Origin of the sequence: Streptomyces telluris (assembly GCF_024519335.1) — a bacterium.
GTDB classification, from domain to species: Bacteria; Actinomycetota; Actinomycetes; order Streptomycetales; family Streptomycetaceae; genus Streptomyces; species Streptomyces telluris.
The window spans coordinates 341,746-360,122 of sequence record NZ_JANIID010000003.1; the positions used below are offsets into that span (position 1 = coordinate 341,746).

The window sequence follows — 18,377 nt, forward strand, 5'->3', positions numbered from 1 at the left end:
TCGCCTTTTGGTTAGGCGCGTCCCGTTGCCGCCCGAGCGTCCTGCCCGGCGGCAGCGGGACAGACCAGGAACCGGAAGGCAGAGAAGACATGTCGTCAGCCGAGACCATCCACGTCGACGGGGTGTGGCGCGCAGCCGCGTCCGGTGCCCAGCGGGAGGTGCTCGACCCCGCGGACGCCAAGACCCTCGCCGTGGTCTCCGAGGGCGGCGCCGACGACACGGACGCCGCCGTCGCCGCGGCCCGCCGCGCCTTCGACGGCGGGCAGGGCGTCTGGCCGCGGACGCCCGTGGCCGAGCGGGCGGCGCTGCTGCGCCGCGTCGCCGAGCTCCTGCAGCGCGACCGCGAGGAGATCGCGCTGACCGAGAGCCGGGACACCGGCAAGACCCTCGAAGAGGGCCGCACCGACGTCGACTGCGTGACCGACGCCTTCCGCTACTTCGCCGACCTCGTCGTGAACGAGGGGGGCGGGCGCGTCGTCGACGCGGGCTCGGACACCGTGCACAGCGTCGTCGTCCACGAGCCGGTCGGCGTCTGCGCGCTGATCACGCCCTGGAACTACCCGCTGCTGCAGGCCAGCTGGAAGATCGCCCCCGCGCTGGCGGCGGGCAACACCTTCGTCGTCAAGCCCAGCGAGGTCACCCCGCTGTCCACCGTGCTGCTGATGAAGCTGCTGGTGGAGGCGGGTCTGCCGGACGGCGTGGGCAACCTCGTCACCGGCGCGGGCGACCCCGTCGGCGCCCGCCTGTCCGAGCACCCCGACGTCGACCTCGTCTCCTTCACCGGCGGCCTCGCCTCCGGCACCAAGGTCATGCAGGCCGCGGCGCCCACCGTGAAGAAGGTCGCCCTCGAACTCGGCGGCAAGAACCCCAACGTGGTCTTCGCCGACGCCTGCGCGACCGACGAGGACTTCGACACCGCCGTCGACCAGGCCCTCAACGCCGCGTTCATCCACAGCGGCCAGGTCTGCTCGGCCGGCTCCCGCCTCATCGTCGAGGAGTCCGTCCGCGACCGCTTCGTCGCCGAACTCGCCCGCCGTGCCGCGAAGATCCGCCTCGGCCGGGGCACCGAGGACGGCGTCGAGTGCGGCCCGCTGGTCTCCGCGCAGCAGCTCGACAAGACCGAGGCGTACGTCGCCTCCGCCCTCGCCGAGGGCGCGACGCTGTGCTGCGGCGGCGCCCAGCCCGAGCCCGACGAGAAGCGCCCCGCGGGCGGTTACTTCTTCGCGCCGACCGTCCTCGACCACTGCCACCGCGCGATGAAGGTCGTCCGCGAGGAGACCTTCGGCCCGATCCTCACCGTCGAGGTCTTCCGCACCGAGGACGAGGCCGTGGCCCTGGCCAACGACACCGAGTACGGCCTCGCCGGCGCCGTGTGGACGAAGGACGCCGGCCGCGCCCGCCGCGTCGCCGGCCGGCTGCGCCACGGCACCGTCTGGATCAACGACTTCCACCCCTACCTGCCGCAGGCGGAGTGGGGCGGGTTCGGCAAGTCCGGCATCGGCCGCGAGCTCGGCCCCGCGGGCCTGGCCGAATACCGCGAGGCCAAGCACATCTACCAGAACCTCGCGCCCGAGCCGGTGCGCTGGTTCGCCGGCTGAGCCAGCCTCATTCCGTAAGCGAAGAACCTTCCTGCCCCCGAGGAGTACCCCCATGCCCCCCGTAGCCCAGAAGATCACGGCCGATTACGTCGTCGTCGGCGGCGGCACCGCCGGCTCGGTCATCGCCTCCCGCCTCGCGGAGGACCCCGGGACCTCCGTCGTCGTCATCGAAGGCGGCCCGTCCGACATCGACCGCGAGGACGTGCTGACGCTGCGCAAGTGGCTCGGCCTGCTCGGCGGCGAGCTGGACTACGAGTACACCACCACGGAACAGCCCCGCGGCAACTCGCACATCCTGCACAGCCGCGCCAAGGTGCTGGGCGGCTGCTCCTCCCACAACACCCTCATCTCCTTCAAGCCCCTGCCCTCCGACTGGGACGAGTGGGAGGCCGCGGGCGCCGCGGGCTGGGGCGCGAAGGACATGGACCCCTACTTCGGCAAGCTTCGCAACAACATCGTGCGGGTCGCCAAGAAGGACCAGAACGCCATCGCCTCCGACTGGATCGAGGCGGTGAAGACCGCGCTCGGCGTCCCGGAGGTCACCGGCTTCAACGACAAGCCCTTCGACGAGGGCGTCGGCTTCTTCGACCTCGCGTACCACCCGGAGAACAACAAGCGCTCCTCCGCCTCCGTCGCCTACCTCCACCCCCACATGGAGGCCGGCGACCGGCCCAACCTCCGCCTGATGCTGGAGACCTGGGCGCACAAGCTGGAGCTGGACGGCACCCGCGCCACGGGCGTGCACGTGCGCACCAAGGCCGGCGAGGAGATCTACGTCGAGGCCGGCCGCGAGGTGCTGGTGTGCGCCGGCGCCGTCGACACGCCCCGGCTGCTGATGCACTCCGGCATCGGCCCGAAGAAGGACCTCGAAGCGCTCGGCATACCCTGCGTGCTCGACCTGCCGGGCGTCGGCGAGAACCTCATCGACCACCCCGAGTCGGTCATCGTCTGGGAGACCGAGGGCCCCATCCCGGGCAACTCCGCGATGGACTCCGACGCGGGCCTGTTCGTCAAGCGGGACCCGGAGCACCAGGGCCCCGACCTGATGTTCCACTTCTACCAGATCCCCTTCACGGACAACCCCGAGCGCCTGGGCTACGAACGCCCCGAGCACGGCGTGTCCATGACCCCCAACATCCCCAAGTCCCGCGCCCGCGGCCGCCTCTACCTCACCTCCGCGGACCCCGAGGTCAAGCCCGCCCTCGACTTCCGGTACTTCGAGGACGAGAGCGACTACGACGGCCGCACCCTCGTCGACGGCATCAAGCTCGCCCGCAAGGTCGCCGAGGCCGAGCCGTTCAGGAAGTGGCTCAAGCGCGAGGTCTTCCCCGGCCCCGAGGTCACCGACGACGCCGAGATCAGCGAACTCGTCCGCAAGGCCGCCCACACCGTGTACCACCCCGCCGGCACCTGCCGGATGGGCGCCGCCGGCGACGCCCTCGCCGTGGTCGACCCCCAGCTGCGGATCCGCGGCCTGGAGAACATCCGCATCGCGGACGCGTCCGTCTTCCCGACGATGCCCGCCGTGAACCCGATGATCGGAGTCCTGATGGTGGGAGAGAAGTGCGCGGAGATGCTTGTGGCAGGCCCCGGCACCGGGGGTGACGCCCGGTGAACGGCACCGGCGCCGGCACCGGCGCACCCACCGGCACCGTGCCCGAGGGCACGCCGCAGGCCGCCCCGGCCGACGCCCCGGCCGTCTTCTCCGTCCGCAACCTGTGGAAGGTCTTCGGGCCGAAGGCCGACCGCGTCCCCGGCAGCGAGCTGGCCGGCCTCTCCGCGGAGGAGCTGCGCGAGCGCGCCGGCTGCACCGTGGCCGTCCGCGACGTCTCCTTCGACGTCCGCCAGGGCGAGGTCTTCGTCGTCATGGGCCTCTCCGGCTCCGGCAAGTCCACGCTCGTCCGCTGCCTGACCCGGCTCATCGAGCCGACCTCCGGCACCATCGCCATCGACGGCGAGGACGTGTGCGGCATGGACAAGGGCGCCCTGCGCGAGCTGCGCCGCCACCGCGCGGCCATGGTCTTCCAGCACTTCGGCCTGCTCCCGCACCGCTCCGTCCTCGACAACGTCGCCTACGGCCTGGAGATCCAGGGCGTCGCCAAGGCCGAACGCCGCACCAAGGCCGCCGAGATGGTGGAGAAGGTCGGCCTCGCGGGCATGGAGGACCGCCGCCCCGGCCAGCTCTCCGGCGGCCAGCAGCAGCGCGTGGGCCTCGCCCGCGCCCTCGCCGCCGACCCCGAAGTCCTCCTGTTCGACGAGCCGTTCAGCGCCCTCGACCCGCTCATCCGCCGCGACATGCAGGAGGAGGTCGTCCGCCTGCACCGCGACGAGGGCCGCACCATGGTCTTCATCACCCACGACCTGTCCGAGGCGCTGCGCCTCGGCGACCGGATCGCCCTGATGCGCGACGGCCGCGTCGTGCAGTGCGGCACGCCGGAGGAGATCGTGGGCTCCCCCGCGGACGACTACGTCCGCGACTTCGTGCGGGACGTCCCGCGCGAACAGGTCCTGACCGTCCGGCGTGCCATGCGGCCCGCCGCCGCGGGCGAGTCGGAGGCGGGCGAGTCCCTCGCCCCCACGACGACCGTGGCGGAAGCGATCGAGACGGTCGCGCGCACGGGCACCCCGGCCCGCGTCGTCGACGGCGGCCGCTGCGTCGGCGTCGTCGACCACCGCAGCCTGCTGGGCGTGGTCGCGGGCCTGGACGCCGGCGAAAGGACCGCGGCGTGACCGTACACACAGCTCCTCCGCAGATGAAGACGGCGCCGCCCGGCCGCGACGCCACCGGGCCGCACCCCGCGGCCCTCGCGCTGCGCGCCCTGTGGGCCCGCCCCGCGGCCCGCAAGCTGCTCGTCCTCGCCGCCGCGGCGGCCGTCCTCGTACCCGTGGCGGCAGCGCTCCACGGCAGCGGCACCTGGCCGACCGCGCTCACCGTCGACCTGAGCAAGCCCCTGACCGGGGCCAGCGACTGGATCATCGACAACCGCGACAGCCACTGGGCCTTCCTCTACTTCTTCGGGCACATCAGCGGCGCGATCATCGGCGCCGTGCACGCCGTCTACACCGTCCTCCTGGCCCTCGGCTGGGCCGGGGTGACGGCAGCGGCGGCGCTGATCGCCTGGCGCGTCGCGGGCGCACGGGTCGCCGTGACCGCCCTCGCCTCGTTCGCCGCCTGCGGCCTGCTCGGCATGTGGGTGCCCACGATGCGCACGCTCGCCCTGATGATCGTCGCGGTGGCGGTGTCCGTCGCCGTGGGCGCGCTCATGGGCCTCGCGGCGGGCCTGTCGGACCGTACGTTCCGCGCGCTGCGGCCCGTCCTCGACACCATGCAGGCGCTGCCCGCCTTCGCGTACCTGCTGCCCGTCGTCCTCGTCTTCGGCATCGGCGTGGCGCCCGCCGTCCTGGCGACCGTCGTCTACGCGGCGCCGCCCATGGCCCGCCTGACCGCGCTCGGCCTGCGCTCCACCGACAAGGGCGTCCTGGAGGCGGTGGAGTCGCTCGGCGCGACCGGACGGCAGCGGCTGCTGACCGCACGCCTGCCGCTCGCCCGCCGCGAACTGCTCCTGGGCGTCAACCAGACCATCATGATGGCCCTGTCCATGGCCGTCATCGCCTCCGTGATCGGCGCGGACGGCCTGGGAGACCGCGTCTACCAGGCCCTGTCGACGGTCGACGTCGGCAGCGCCCTGGCCGCGGGCATCCCGATCGTGCTCCTGGCGATCGTGTTCGACAGGATCACAGCAGGCCGAAGGCTGGGGGAGGGTGGGCACAACCGAACGACGGCCCGCACCCGGGCGGTAGCCACGTGGGCGCTGGGCATAGCCCTGGCCGTGGCCCTCGGCCGTCTCGGCGGCACGGCGTGGCCCGACGGCTGGACCGTCGCCATCGCCGGCCCCGTCAACGAGGCCAAGGACTGGATGGTCGACCACCTCTACACCGGCCTCCCCGGCATCGGCGGCACCGCCGACCTCGCCGCCCACTACACCGCCTGGGTCCTCGACCCCCTGCGCGACGGCCTCCTGGCCCTCCCCTGGTGGGGCGCCCTCCTCCTCGTGGCCGCCCTCGCCTGGCTGATCGGCACGTGGCGCACGGCGCTGACGGCCGTCCTGTCGCTGGCCGCGATCGGCGTGCTGGGCCGCTGGGAGCTGTCGATGGACACGCTCTCGCAGGTGGTGGCCGCCGTGGCCGTCACGCTCGTCCTCGGCTTCACGATCGCCGTGCCCGCCGCGCGCAGCCCGCGCGTGGAGCGGCTGCTGCGGCCGGTCCTGGACGTCTTCCAGACGATGCCGCAGTTCGTGTACCTGATCCCCGTCGTGGCGCTGTTCGGCATCGGCCGGGCCCCGGCCGCCGCGGCCGCGATCGTGTACGCGCTGCCCGCCGTCGTCCGCATCGCGAGCGAGGGCCTGCGCCGGGTGAACCCCGGTGCGATGGAGTCGGCCCGCTCGCTGGGCGCGACCGGCGGCCAGCAGCTGCGCCAGGTGCAGTTCCCGCTGGCCCGCCCGCAGCTGCTGCTCGCGGTCAACCAGGCCGTGGTGCTGGTGCTGTCGGTCGTCATCATCGGCGGTCTCGTCGGCGGCGGCGCGCTCGGCTACGAGGTCGTCTTCGGCCTGGCCCAGGGCGACCTGGCCACGGGTCTCACCGCGGGTGTGGCCATCGCGTGCCTGGGGCTGATGCTCGACCGGGTCACGCAGCCGACGAAGGGAGCGCGTGATGGCGCGTAGGACGATGACGGCCGCGGCCGCGCTGGCCGTCCTGGCCGGCGCCACGGCCACCGGCTGCGGCGCGGCCGACATGACCAAGCAGGCGTCCCCGTACGCCGACGCGGCGGGGACGAAGACCGTCACCCTGTCCGTGCAGTCCTGGGTGGGCGCGCGGGCCAACACGGCCGTCGCCAAGTACCTGCTGGAGCACGAGCTGGGCTACCGCGTCGACACGGTGCAGGTGGACGAGGTGCCCGCCTGGGACGCCCTCAGCCAGGGCCGCGTCGACGCGATCATGGAGGACTGGGGCCACCCGGAGCAGGAGAAGCGGTACGTCGAGGACAAGAAGACGATCGCCTCCGGCGGCGACCTCGGCGTCACCGGCCACATCGGCTGGTGGGTGCCGAAGTACTTCGCCGACGCCCACCCCGACGTCCTCGACTGGAGGAACCTCAACAAGTACGCGTCGCAGCTGCGCTCGCCCGAGAGCGGCGGCAAGGGCCAGCTCCTGGACGGCTCGCCGTCGTACGTCACCAACGACAAGGCGCTCGTGAAGAACCTCGACCTGGACTACAAGGTCGTCTTCGCGGGCTCCGAGGCGGCGCAGATCACCCAGATCCAGCAGTTCGCCAAGGACAAGAAGCCCTTCCTCACCTACTGGTACGAGCCCCAGTGGCTCTTCAACGAGGTGCCGATGGTGGAGGTGAAGCTGCCCGAGTACACCGAGGAGTGCGCGGACAAGGGCGCGAAGGACCCGGCGACGGTGAACTGCGCCTACCCCACCACGCCGCTGAAGAAGTTCCTCAATGCGGACTTCACCCGCAAGGGTGGCAAGGCGGCCCGCTTCCTGAAGAACTTCCAGTGGTCGAAGGACGACCAGAACGCCGTCTCGCAGATGATCGCAGAGGACAAGCTCAGCGCGGACGAGGCCGCGAAGCGCTGGGTGGAGAAGAACCCGGACGTCTGGAAGAAGTGGCTGCCGTGATGGCGTAGCACGTGGCAGGAAAGCAGCCGAGCGGCGCCGTCCCCCGTTGGACGGCGCCGCTCCCGCGTGCAAAGGGGGGGATCAGGCTCAGGCGGAGTACGCGCCCGGCGCCAGGCCCGTCGTCACGCCGATCCGGTTCCAGGCGTTGATGGTGACGATCATGGCGATCAGCTGGGCGAGCTCCTCCTGGGGGAAGTGCTTCGCCGCCCGCTCGTAGACCTCGTCGGAGACGCCGGAGGGCAGCAGGGTGACCGCCTCGGTCAGGGCGAGCGCCGCCTGCTCCTTCTCGGTGTAGAAGCCGGCCGCCTCGTGCCAGGCGTTGAGGAGGTAGATGCGCTCCTCGGTCTCGCCCAGGCGGCGGGCGTCCTTGGTGTGCATGTCCAGGCAGAAGGCGCAGTGGTTGAGCTGCGAGGCGCGGATCTTGACCAGCTCGATGAGGGAGGTCTCCAGGCCCTTGCGGGCGGCCCGCTCCAGGCTCAGCATCGCCTTCTGGACCTCGGGGGCGACCTCGTGGAGCAGCATGCGGGGGGCGTGGTGGTGGGTGGGGTTCTGAGTGGTCGCGTTCGTCATGGATACGACACTAGGCCGGGGGCAGCCCACGGGTATGGTCCATTCCCATGGAGAAAACATGGGCCACTTCGGGGGGTGCGCCGGAGTCCGCGCCGGGAGCCGCGGAGGCCGTCCCGGGGGACGGCACCGGCGCGGGCGTGGACTTCCACCTGGACCTGAGCGGGCCGGGCGGCGTGCGCGCCTCCCTCATCCGGGCCCTGCGCGAGGCCGTCCGCAGCGGCAGGCTCGCGCCCGGCAGCCGGCTGCCCTCCTCCCGTACGCTCGCGGCCGACCTCGGCCTGGCCCGGAACACGGTGGCCGACGCGTACGGGGAGCTCGTCGCCGAGGGCTGGTTGACGGCCCGTCAGGGTTCGGGCACGCGGGTGGCCCGGCGGGCGGCCGCGCGGGCGCCCGAGCGCCGCACGCCGCCGGTGCGGACGCCGCCGCGGCCCGTCTACAACCTGCGCCCCGGCACCGCCGACGTCTCCGCCTTCCCGCGCGCCGCGTGGCTCACCGCGGCCCGCCGGGCCGTGGCGGCGGCCCCCAACGACGCGTTCGGGCACGTCGACGAGCGGGGCCGGATCGAGCTGCGGACCGCCCTCGCGGGCTACCTGGCGCGGGCCCGCGGCGTGCACGCGGACCCGGAGCGGATCGTGGTGTGCTCGGGGTTCACCCAGGGGCTGGGGCTGGTGAGCCGGGTGCTGCGGGAGCGCGGGACGCGGGAGATGGGGGTGGAGGAGTACGGGCTGTGGTTCCACCGGGAGGCGCTGGAGCGGGCGGGGCTGCGCTGCCTGCCGATGCCGCTGGACGATCAGGGCGCCGACGTCGGCGTGCTGGAAGGCGGCAAGGCGGCCGTCCGGTCGGTGCTGATCACCCCGGCGCACCAGTTCCCCACCGGCGTGCCCCTGCACCCCGACCGGCGCGCCGCGGTCGTCGACTGGGCGGCCCGCACCGGCGGGACGATCCTGGAGGACGACTACGACGGCGAGTTCCGCTACGACCGGCAGCCGGTGGGCTGCCTGCAGGGCCTGAGCCCGGAGCGCATCGTCTACTTCGGCACCGCGAGCAAGGCCCTCGCGCCGGGGCTGCGGCTCGCGTGGATGGTCCTGCCGGAGCACCTCGCCGGCGAGGTGCTGGCCCACAAGCGGGCGGGGGAGTGGAGCTCGGGCGCCCTGGAGCAGCTGACGCTCGCGGAGTTCCTCACCTCCGGGGCGTACGACCGTCACGTCCGCGCGATGCGGCTGCGGTACCGGCGCCGGCGCGACCGGCTCGTGGAGGTGCTCGCCGAGCGCGCCCCGCACATCAAGGTCACCGGCATCGCGGCCGGGCTGCACGCCGTCCTCGAACTGCCGCCGGGCACGGAGCACCCCACCCTGCAGGCGGCGGCGTGGGAGGGCCTGGCCCTGGAGGGCCTCTCCCGCCTGCGCTGCACCCCGGCCCCGGACTCCGCCCCCAGCGGCCTCATCGTCGGCTACGGCACCCCGCCGGACCACGCGTTCCCGGGCGCGCTGGAGGCGCTGCTGAGGGTCCTGCCGCCGGCGGAGTGACGACCGGCCCGGGGGCGGGCGCTCCGGCCGCGAGCCCGGCCGGACAGCGCCACTGCCGCAGCACCCGCAGCAGCAGGACGGGGTCCACCCCCGAGCCGCTGCCCGGCGCGGACGCCCGTGCGGCGACGGCCTGCAGGACGGACGCGGTGCCGAAACACACCGCCGAACCCAGCGCGCAGAGCATCCCCAGGAGCACCGTCCGACTGTAGGCCGCCCCACCGTCCGGCGGGCGGAAGCGCCCTTTAGGGTGAGGGGCCTCATCGCACGCCAGTGCGGGAGAAGAACGGCAGAGGCAGAACATGACGGGGGTCATCTGCATGACGGAAAAGACGGAAAAGACGGGCAGGACACGGCGCAGGCTGCGCTCGTCCACGGTCGTCCTCGGCGGGATGGGCGCGCTCGCCGCGGCCCTGACCTCCTGCGGCTCCGAGCCGGACAAGCGCTGCGTCGACCCGAACAGCTACGACGTCGGGCGCGGCGGCTACCGGGTCGTCGACTCCAAGGCGTGCAAGAGCAAGGGCGGCGGCAGCGGGAACGGCGGCGGCAGCGGCGGCAGCAGCTCTGCGGGCCGCTGGTACTACGGCTCGAACAAGTCCGGCGGCTACGCCGAGAGCGGCACCTTCAGCAAGAGCCAGGCCGCCGACCGGGGCGGCTTCGGCTGCTCGAACTCCGGCTCCGGCGGCGGCTGACCCGATGCGCCGCCACCGCACCGAGCCCCGCCCCGGCTGGCAGGCCACCGTCGAGGAGCAGGGCGTGATCTACCCCCTGACCCGCCTCCCCGACGGCTCCCTGCGCCCGTACTGGGACGAGAGCGCGTACTACTCCTTCACGCTCGCCGAGATCGAGGAGCTGGAGGAGACGGTCGCGGAGCTGCACGGGATGTGCACGGCCGCGGCCGCGCACATCGTCGAGCACGACCGCTTCGCCGACCTCGGCCTCACCGACCCGGCGCTGACCGCCCTGATCGCCGAGTCCTGGCGCCGCCGCGACGAACTCCCCTCGGTCTACGGCCGCTTCGACCTGCGCCACGACGGCCGCGGCCCGGCCAAGCTGCTGGAGTACAACGCCGACACGCCCACCTCCCTGGTGGAGGCGGCGAGCGCCCAGTGGTTCTGGATGGAGGACCGCTTCCCCGGCCTCGACCAGTGGAACTCCCTGCACGAGCGCCTCGTCGACGCCTGGAAGCGGCAGGCGCCGCTGCTGGCGCCCGGCACGCCGCTGTACTTCGCGCACTCGGCCGGCGACGAGCTCGGCGAGGACCTGATGACGGTCGCCTACCTGCGCGAGACCGCCGAGCAGGCCGGTCTGGACACCCGGGCGATCTCCATGGAGAACATCGGCTGGGACCCCCTCTCGGGCCGCTTCGTCGACGAGCGGTACGCCTTCATCCGCTCCTGCTTCAAGCTCTACCCGTGGGAGTGGCTGGCGACCGACCGCTTCGGCCCCCACGCCCTGGACACCCTCGACAACGGCGGCGGTACGGGCTCCACGCTGTGGATCGAGCCGGCGTGGAAGATGCTGCTGTCCAACAAGGCGCTCATGGCGATCCTGTGGGAGCTCCACCCCGGCCACCCCAACCTGCTCCCCGCCTACCTCGACGGCCCGCGGGAGCTCGCCCGCGACGGCGGCTGGGTCGCCAAGCCGCTGCTGGGCCGGGAAGGCGCCGGCATCACCGTCCACGAGGCGGGCACGGCCCCGGTGCCGCGGGACGAGCCGTGCTGCTACCAGCAGCTGTGCCCGCTCCCGGACTTCGACGGCAACCGCACGGTCCTCGGCGCGTGGGTCGTCGACGGCGAGCCGGCCGGGCTGGGCATCCGGGAGTCGGCGGGGCTCATCACCGACGAGTACGCGCGGTTCCTCCCGCACGTGATCGACGGCTGAGCCGCGCGGACGGTCAGAGCTCCGGCGTGGACAGGTGCAGCACCTCGTACCGCTCGGTGGCGTCCTCGTCGTCCGGGACGGCCTCCTGCCACAGCACGAAGCGCAGCAGCTGCCAGTGGTGCGGGTCGACGGCGAGGGCGGCCGTGTGCACGCCGTCGTGCCCGGCGGCCAGTTCGCGCAGCGCGGCGGTCTCCGCCGCCACCGCTTCGGCCAGCCCCTCGGCGGGCAGCTGCGTCAGCCGCCGGGACGCGGCCCGCGGCACCGCGCCCCGCGCGGGCCCGGCTTCGCGGGTGACCCCGGCCCAGTGCCGCACGACGGGCCGCCCGAAGTCCCGGACGACGCCCTCGAACCCGCCGCCGCCGACGAGGAAGCGGCTCATCGCCGCGGTGTCGTTCCACAGGTAGAACGGCGCGTACTGGTTGACGGGCGACCCGTCCACGCCGCGCTCGCGGATGACGTAGGCCTTCAGGGCCATGCCGGCGCGGTCGTCGAGGGCGTGGCCGCGCGTGGCGACGCGGTCGCGGATGATCCCCATGTCGTAGTCGGCGGGGAGGGTGATCTCGTACTGCTTCGCGTACACGGTGCTTGTGCCTTTCGCGTGCTCAGGCGATGGGCCCGGACGGGTAGCAGGCATCGGTGACGGGCTCGCCGCGCTCGGCCTCGGTGCCGTCCGGGGCGGCCGTCAGGACCGCCAGGTGGGTCATGGAGGTCGTGGGCCCGGCGCCGTGCCAGTGCCACTCGCCGGGTGCGATGACGACCCGGTCGCCGGCCCGTACGACCTCGACGGGCCCGCCCCGGCGCTGCATCAGCCCGGTGCCCTCGGTGATGTGGAGGACCTGGCCCCCGGGGTGGCGGTGCCAGTGGGTGCGGCTGCCGGGCTCGAAGCGGACGTCGTCGATGCGCAGCCGCGAGGTGTCCCCCGCGGCGGCGAGGGAGGTGACGCGGACGGTTCCGGTGACCCACTCGGGAGTGGCCGTGGAGGCGGCGGGCGGGTCGCGGTGGATCAGCATGCGGTGCGCTCCTGGAGGGTGACGGATCAGGCGGACTGCGCGGCGAGAAGCCCGAGCACCCCGTCGACGGCCTGCTCGAAGGGCGCCGTCGAACCGGCGGCGCGGGCCAGGACGTAGCCGCCCTGGAGGACGGCGACGACGGTCGCGGCGGTGACCGCCGGGTCGAGGCCCGCGGACAGCTCGCCGCGCGCGACGCCCTCTGCGAGCACCTCGGCGAGCCGGCCCCGCAGCCACACGAACGTCTCGTCCACCGGCGCCCGCAGCGCGGCGTCGGCCATCACGTCCGGATCCTGCGTCAGCCGCCCGACGGGGCACCCCTTGAGGATGTCGCGCTCGCGCCGCAGATAGGCGGTGATCCGCTCCACGGCGGTGCCGGGCCCGCCGAGCTGCTGCTCGGCCTTGCCGCGCATCTCCTGCGCCGTCCGCCGGATCGCGGCCAGCGCGAGGTCGGGCTTGCCGCTGAAGTGGTGGTACATGCTGCCCTGGCCGGCTCCGGCGCGCTGCTGGATGGCCTTGGGGCTGGTGCCGACGTAGCCGCGCTCCCACAGCAGCTCGCGGGTGCTCTCGATGAGGCGTTCCGGGGTGCTCATGAAAAGAGTGTACCTACTAGTAGGTACAGAAGATCAACTCCCGGATGTGACAGAGGGGCCGGCGCACACGCCGGCCCCTCTGTCACATCTCTTTCACTCGTGACTCTCCGTCAGGAGCCCAGCACCGCCCGCAGCTGGTCCAGTCCCCAGTCCAGGTCCTCCTTGCTGATCACCAGCGGCGGGGCGATCCGGATCGTCGACCCGTGGGTGTCCTTCACCAGCACGCGCCGCTCCATCAGCCGCTCCGAGATCTGCCGGCCCGTGCCGTGCGACGGGGCGATGTCGATGCCCGCCCACAGGCCGCGCCCGCGCACCGCCTCGACGGCGCCGCCGCCCACCAGCAGGCCCAGCTCCTGGTGGAGGTGCTCGCCGAGCTCCGTGGCCCGCTGCTGGAACTCGCCGGACTTCAGCATCGTGATGACCTCCAGCGCCACCGCGCAGGCCAGCGGGTTCCCGCCGAAGGTCGAGCCGTGCTCGCCGGGCCGGTAGACGCCGAGGACCTCCCGGGAGGCCACCACGGCGGACACCGGCACCACGCCGCCGCCCAGCGCCTTGCCCAGCACGTACATGTCGGGGACGACGTCCTCGTGGTCGCACGCGAACGTTCTGCCGGTGCGGCCCAGCCCGGACTGGATCTCGTCCGCGATGAACAGCACCCCGCGCTCGGCGGTCAGCCGCCGCACGCCCGTCAGGTAGCCGGCCGGCGGCACGAGCACGCCCGCCTCGCCCTGGATCGGCTCCAGCAGCACGGCGACCGTGTGGTCGTCCACGGCCTCCTCCAGCGCGGCCAGGTCGCCGTAGGGGACGATCTCGAAGCCCGGGGTGTACGGGCCGTAGTCCGCCCGGGCCTCCTCGTCCGTCGAGAAGCTGATGATCGTGGTGGTGCGGCCGTGGAAGTTGCCGCCCGCCACGACGATCTTCGCCCGGCCGTCCGGCACGCCCTTGATCTTGTAGCCCCACTTGCGGGCGGTCTTCACGGCCGTCTCGACCGCCTCCGCGCCCGTGTTCATGGGCAGCACCATGTCCTTGCCGCACAGCGCGGCGAGCTCGGTGCAGAACTCGGCGAAGCGGTCGTGGTGGAAGGCGCGCGAGGTCAGCGTCACCCGATCGAGCTGCGCCTTCGCGGCGTTGATCAGACGCCGGTTGCCGTGGCCGAAGTTGAGCGCGGAGTACCCGGCGAGCATGTCGAGATAGCGCCGCCCCTCGACGTCCGTCATCCAGGCGCCCTCCGCGTACGCGACGACGACCGGCAACGGATGGTAGTTGTGCGCGCTGTGGGCCTCGGCGGCGGCGATGCTGCGTTCCGTGGAAGTCACCGTGTGCTCCGTTCGTGTACGGGCATGCGTGTGCGGGCATTGCTGTGCCCCCTGTTCCACCTTTCTACTACTCACGGCCCCACCGTCGGACGGAGTCGGGCAGCGCACCTGAGAGAATGTGCGCATGGCCCTCGATCGACCGCGCGCTCTCTCCGGTATCCAGCCCACCGCAGGCTCGTTCCACCTGGGGAACTACCTCGGTGCCGTCCGCCAGTACGTGGCCCTGCAGGAGACCCACGACGCCTTCTACATGGTGGTCGACCTGCACGCGATCACCGTGCCGCAGGACCCGAAGGAGCTGCGGGCCAACACCCGCCTCGCCGCGGCCCAGCTTCTCGCCGCCGGACTGGACCCCGAGCGCTGCACCCTCTTCGTGCAGAGCCACGTCCCCGAGCACGCCCAGCTCGGCTGGGTGATGAACTGCCTCACCGGCTTCGGCGAGGCCTCCCGGATGACCCAGTTCAAGGACAAGTCCGCCAAGCAGGGCGCCGGGGCCACCACGGTCGGCCTGTTCACCTACCCGATCCTCCAGGTCGCCGACATCCTCCTCTACCAGGCGGACGCCGTCCCGGTGGGCGAGGACCAGCGCCAGCACATCGAGCTCACGCGCGACCTGGCCGAGCGCTTCAACGGCCGCTTCGGCGACACCTTCACCCTCCCGGCCGCGCACATCGTCCGCGAGACCGCGAAGATCTACGACCTGCAGGACCCGTCGGCGAAGATGAGCAAGTCGACGGCGAACCCCAAGGGCCTGATCAACCTCCTCGACGAGCCCAAGGTCTCCGCCAAGAAGATCAAGAGCGCGGTCACCGACACCGACACGGTGATCCGTTTCGACCCGGAGAACAAGCCTGGCGTCAGCAATCTGCTCACCATCTACGCCACGCTCACCGGTACGGGAATGGCGGATCTGGAGCAGAAGTACGAGGGCAAGGGCTACGGTGCGCTCAAGACCGACCTCGCCGAGGTCATGGTGGACTGGGTGACGCCCTTCCGCGCCCGCACGCAGGAATATCTCGACGACCCGGAGACGCTGGACTCTGTCCTGGCGAAGGGCGCCGAGAAGGCCCGCGCGGTCGCGGCGGAGACGCTCGCCCAGGCGTACGACAAGGTGGGCTTCCTGCCCGCCAAGCACTGAGGGCGGCCGGGCCACCGGAAGCGCTCCGGGCCCCTGGTCCCGGCCCGTACGGGACCAGGAGCTCTGGCACGGGGTGTGGCACAGCCGTCACACTGGCCACGGGGACATACAGGCGCACAGGAGGGAGAACGCAATGGGGACCGTAACGCTCGGCGTTTCGATCGCGGTCCCGGAGCCGTACGGCAGCTTCCTCCAGAAGCGCCGCGAGGGCTTCGGGGACCCGCACGCGCACGGCATCCCCACCCACGTCACCCTGCTGCCGCCCACCGAGGTCGACACCTCGTCCCTGCCCGCGATCGAGGAGCACCTCGCCCGGGTCGCCGCCGAGGGCCGGGCCTTCCCCATGCGCCTGTCCGGCACCGGCACCTTCCGCCCCCTCTCGCCCGTCGTCTACGTCAACGTGGTCGAGGGCTCCGCCTCCTGCGCCTGGCTGCAGAAGCGCATCCGGGACGCCTCCGGGCCCGTCGCCCGCGAGCTGCAGTTCCCGTACCACCCGCACGTCACCGTCGCCCACGGCATCGCCGAGGAGGCCATGGACCGGGCCTACGAGGAGCTCGCCGGCTTCGGGGCCGCCTGGACGATCGACTCCTTCGCCCTCTACGAGCAGGGCGAGGACGGCGTGTGGCGCCTGGAGCGCGAGTATCCGTTCGGGGAGGGGGAGGGGACGGCGCCGGCCGTCCCCCAGCAGACCGGCGTACGACCCCCCGCGCCTTCGCGTTAGCGCAGCTCGGCGCGGGCGTAACCGCCCGCCCGGGTGGTAGACGTACGCCATGGAATGGCTGACGCGGCTCCCCTTCATCGGGCCCCTGATCACCCGCCTCATGCGGACCCACGCGTGGCGCTCGTACGAGACCCTGGACCGGGTGAAGTGGACCAGGCTCGCCGCCGCGATCACCTTCATCAGCTTCGTGGCCCTCTTCCCCCTCCTCACCGTCGGGGCCGCCGTCGGCGCGGCCCTGCTCAGCGAGGAGCAGATGCGGGACCTGGAGCGGCGCCTCGCCGAGCAGGTGCCCGGCATCTCCGGCCAGCTCGACCTGAGCACTCTCGTCGACAACGCCGGCACGGTCGGGATCGTGGCCGGAGCGCTGCTCCTGTTCACCGGCATCGGCTGGATCGGCTCGCTGCGGGAGTGCCTGCGCGCGGTCTGGGAGAAGGAGGAGAGCCCCGGGAACCCCGTCCTGCTCCGGCTCAAGGACGGAGGGCTGCTCCTCGGCCTCGGCGGCGTCGCGCTGCTCTCGCTGGGCTGCTCGGCCTTCGCGTCGGCGGCCGTGGACTGGGTGGCCACCAGGACCGGGCTGGACGGCATCGGCGTGCTGCTGACCGGGGCCGGCTTCTGCATCGCCGTCCTCGCCGACTTCCTGCTGATGCTCTACGTGCTCTCCCGGCTGCCCGGCGTCCTGCCCCCGCGGCGCCGCCTCGTCGTCGGCGCGCTCCTCGGGGCGGTCGGCCTGGAGCTGCTGAAACTGCTGCTCGGCGGCTATCTGCGCGGAGTGGCGGCGAAGAGCATGTACGGGGCCTTCGGCACGCCCGTCGCCCTGCTGCTGTGGATCAACTTCATGGCGAAGCTGGTGCTGTTCTGCGCCGCCTGGACGGCCACGCCGACGCCGGGCGAGCCGCCCCGGGAGAAGGACCTCATGGAGGACTGAGGCCGGTCCGGCGGAATGCGGAACCGCCGGACCCGCGACGTACCGGCTACCCCTTCGGCCGCGGCCAGCGGCGGTGCACCACGAACGCTCCGGCGGCCAGCGCCACCAGCGCCCCGCCCGTGATCCCCACGGCCGTCCACATCCCGCCGGAGCCCGTGCTCGCCACCGACGCCTGCGTGCTGCTCCCGGCCTTGCCGGCGCCGTCCTTGCCGCCCGCGGCGCCTCCCTTCGGGGGAACCAGCATGCCGACCGGCTTGACGTGCCCGGCCGCCTCGAAGCCCCAGTCCAGGAGCCGCGCGGTCTCCTTGTAGACCTCGTACTGCTCCTGGATCTCCGGGTTCATCACCGTCACCAGCAGCTTGCGCCCGTCGTGCTGGGCGACGCCCGTGAAGGTGTTGCCCGCGTTGGTGGTCGAGCCGTTCTTCACCCCGGCCATGCCCTTGTACGGCATGCCGCCCGGCATGCCCTCGCCGGTCAGCAGCCGGTTGGTGTTGACGATGCCGAAGCTCTCGCGCGGCTTGCCCGGCTTCTCCTCGCCGGGGAACTGCGCCGACACCGTCGAGCAGTACTCCCGGAAGTCCGCCTTCTGCAGCCCCGAACGGGCGAACAGCGTCAGGTCGTACGCGCTGGAGACCTGCTCGTCCGCGTCGTAGCCGTCGGGGGTGACCACGTGGGTGTCCAGCGCCTGCAGATCCTCGGCGTGCGCCTGCATGTCCTTCACGGTCTTCGGGATCCCTCCGTTCATGGACGCGAGGACGCGCACCGCGTCGTTGCCCGAGCGCAGGAACACGCCCAGCCACAGGTCGTGGACGCTGTACGAGGACCCCTCCTTCACCCCCACGGCGCTGCTGCCCGCGCCCATGCCCTCCAGGTCGGAGGGCTCCACCCGGTGCGTCTTCGTCCGGGGCAGCTTCGGCAGCACCGTGTCGGCGAAGAGCATCTTCAGCGTCGAGGCGGGCGGCAGCTGCCAGTGCGCGTTGTTCGCGGCGAGGATCTCGCCAGACTCCGCGTCCGCCACGAGCCAGGAGCGCCCGCTCAGGTCCTTGGGCAGCTGCGGCGCGCCCGGGCCGAGCTGCACCTGCGGGCCCGGCCGGCCCAGCATCTCGCCGCCCACGGTGGACATCCGCGCGGGCGGCCTGCGGGGCGCGCCCCGGCCGATGCCCTTGCCGTCGTCCTCCACGGCGGTCGCGCCCCCGGGGGCCCGGAGGCCCGAGGGGCTGGGGCTCACGCTCGGCCGGCTCGGGGTCGGCGAGGGCGTGGGTTCGGCAAGGGCGGGGGCGGCGGTCGTCAACGGGACGATCAGAGAGGCGGCGGCCGCGAGCGCGGCCCCGTGACGTCGTCGCGTCGCGGCGGCCCGCGTGGGGCGTGATGTCGTCGTCGGCACGTTCGTGAAACTACCCCGCCACCTGGGGGTTCC

Annotated in this window: 17 protein-coding genes; 11 read left to right on the forward strand and 6 right to left on the reverse strand. The window is 72.8% G+C overall.

Annotated features, from left to right (window positions below; all coding sequences use genetic code 11):
- Window positions 1-89 precede the first annotated feature (89 nt).
- From NQU55_RS05800 to NQU55_RS05820, 5 genes are read left to right on the forward strand one after another with little or no spacing between them, the layout of a single operon-like run.
- The gene (locus NQU55_RS05800; RefSeq protein WP_168096353.1) at window positions 90-1,598 is read left to right on the forward strand and encodes an aldehyde dehydrogenase family protein; all 1,509 of its coding nucleotides are present in this window, start codon (window positions 90-92) and stop codon (window positions 1,596-1,598) included.
- Between the two features lie 52 nt (window positions 1,599-1,650).
- Window positions 1,651-3,213: a GMC family oxidoreductase gene (locus NQU55_RS05805; protein ID WP_168095155.1), complete on the forward strand. Its 1,563-nt coding sequence runs from the start codon at window positions 1,651-1,653 to the stop codon at window positions 3,211-3,213.
- Window positions 3,214-3,251: 38 nt separating this feature from the next.
- Window positions 3,252-4,328 carry a quaternary amine ABC transporter ATP-binding protein gene (locus NQU55_RS05810; RefSeq protein ID WP_168095159.1) on the forward strand — a complete coding sequence of 359 codons (1,077 nt, stop codon included), beginning with the start codon at window positions 3,252-3,254 and terminating at the stop codon, window positions 4,326-4,328.
- 23 nt (window positions 4,329-4,351) lie between these two features.
- Complete coding sequence (locus NQU55_RS05815) at window positions 4,352-6,319, forward strand: ABC transporter permease (protein ID WP_168095160.1); 1,968 nt, start codon at window positions 4,352-4,354, stop codon at window positions 6,317-6,319.
- A complete protein-coding gene (locus NQU55_RS05820) occupies window positions 6,309-7,283 on the forward strand; it encodes an ABC transporter substrate-binding protein (RefSeq protein WP_168095156.1) in 975 nt (324 codons plus the stop codon). The genes NQU55_RS05815 and NQU55_RS05820 overlap by 11 nt, the downstream gene beginning before the upstream one ends.
- An 87-nt stretch (window positions 7,284-7,370) precedes the next feature.
- Here the strand turns inward: NQU55_RS05820 and NQU55_RS05825 are convergent, their stop codons facing one another.
- Window positions 7,371-7,853, reverse strand: coding sequence for a carboxymuconolactone decarboxylase family protein (locus tag NQU55_RS05825; protein ID WP_168095157.1), 483 nt, complete (start codon window positions 7,851-7,853; stop codon window positions 7,371-7,373).
- 47 nt (window positions 7,854-7,900) lie between these two features.
- Between NQU55_RS05825 and pdxR the strand changes: the two genes are divergently transcribed.
- The 3 genes from pdxR (at window position 7,901) to NQU55_RS05840 (ending at window position 11,260) form a co-directional block, all read left to right on the forward strand.
- Window positions 7,901-9,379 carry a MocR-like pyridoxine biosynthesis transcription factor PdxR gene (gene pdxR, locus NQU55_RS05830; protein ID WP_256789933.1) on the forward strand — a complete coding sequence of 493 codons (1,479 nt, stop codon included), beginning with the start codon at window positions 7,901-7,903 and terminating at the stop codon, window positions 9,377-9,379.
- A 317-nt stretch (window positions 9,380-9,696) separates the two neighbouring features.
- Entirely contained in the window at window positions 9,697-10,068 is a 372-nt protein-coding gene (locus tag NQU55_RS05835; protein WP_168091734.1) for a hypothetical protein, read from the forward strand.
- Window positions 10,069-10,072: 4 nt separating this feature from the next.
- Window positions 10,073-11,260, forward strand: a complete 1,188-nt coding sequence (locus tag NQU55_RS05840; RefSeq protein WP_168091735.1) for a glutathionylspermidine synthase family protein — start codon at window positions 10,073-10,075, stop codon at window positions 11,258-11,260.
- A gap of 13 nt (window positions 11,261-11,273) precedes the next feature.
- Here the strand turns inward: NQU55_RS05840 and NQU55_RS05845 are convergent, their stop codons facing one another.
- The 4 genes from NQU55_RS05845 to rocD all read right to left on the reverse strand — a co-directional run bounded on the left by NQU55_RS05845 (window position 11,274) and on the right by rocD (window position 14,176).
- Window positions 11,274-11,840, reverse strand: a complete 567-nt coding sequence (locus tag NQU55_RS05845; RefSeq protein ID WP_168091736.1) for a DUF4865 family protein — start codon at window positions 11,838-11,840, stop codon at window positions 11,274-11,276.
- A 22-nt stretch (window positions 11,841-11,862) separates the two neighbouring features.
- On the reverse strand, window positions 11,863-12,270 hold the full coding sequence (locus tag NQU55_RS05850) for a (R)-mandelonitrile lyase (RefSeq protein ID WP_168091737.1): 408 nt from the start codon (window positions 12,268-12,270) through the stop codon (window positions 11,863-11,865).
- Window positions 12,271-12,296: 26 nt separating this feature from the next.
- Window positions 12,297-12,860 (reverse strand): TetR/AcrR family transcriptional regulator, encoded by a 564-nt coding sequence (locus tag NQU55_RS05855; protein ID WP_168091738.1) that lies wholly within the window; start codon window positions 12,858-12,860, stop codon window positions 12,297-12,299.
- A 110-nt stretch (window positions 12,861-12,970) separates the two neighbouring features.
- The gene (gene rocD, locus NQU55_RS05860; protein ID WP_256789935.1) at window positions 12,971-14,176 is read right to left on the reverse strand and encodes an ornithine--oxo-acid transaminase; all 1,206 of its coding nucleotides are present in this window, start codon (window positions 14,174-14,176) and stop codon (window positions 12,971-12,973) included.
- A gap of 124 nt (window positions 14,177-14,300) precedes the next feature.
- On the opposite strand from rocD, the gene trpS reads away from it, so the two are divergent.
- The 3 genes from trpS (at window position 14,301) to NQU55_RS05875 (ending at window position 16,960) form a co-directional block, all read left to right on the forward strand.
- Complete coding sequence (gene trpS / locus NQU55_RS05865) at window positions 14,301-15,314, forward strand: tryptophan--tRNA ligase (protein WP_058045905.1); 1,014 nt, start codon at window positions 14,301-14,303, stop codon at window positions 15,312-15,314.
- A gap of 133 nt (window positions 15,315-15,447) precedes the next feature.
- A complete protein-coding gene (locus tag NQU55_RS05870) occupies window positions 15,448-16,035 on the forward strand; it encodes a 2'-5' RNA ligase family protein (RefSeq protein ID WP_168091740.1) in 588 nt (195 codons plus the stop codon).
- 49 nt (window positions 16,036-16,084) lie between these two features.
- Window positions 16,085-16,960 carry a YihY/virulence factor BrkB family protein gene (locus tag NQU55_RS05875; RefSeq protein WP_168091741.1) on the forward strand — a complete coding sequence of 292 codons (876 nt, stop codon included), beginning with the start codon at window positions 16,085-16,087 and terminating at the stop codon, window positions 16,958-16,960.
- Window positions 16,961-17,006: 46 nt separating this feature from the next.
- Here the strand turns inward: NQU55_RS05875 and NQU55_RS05880 are convergent, their stop codons facing one another.
- Entirely contained in the window at window positions 17,007-18,344 is a 1,338-nt protein-coding gene (locus NQU55_RS05880; RefSeq protein WP_505017568.1) for a D-alanyl-D-alanine carboxypeptidase family protein, read from the reverse strand.
- Between the last annotated feature and the right edge of the window lie 33 nt (window positions 18,345-18,377).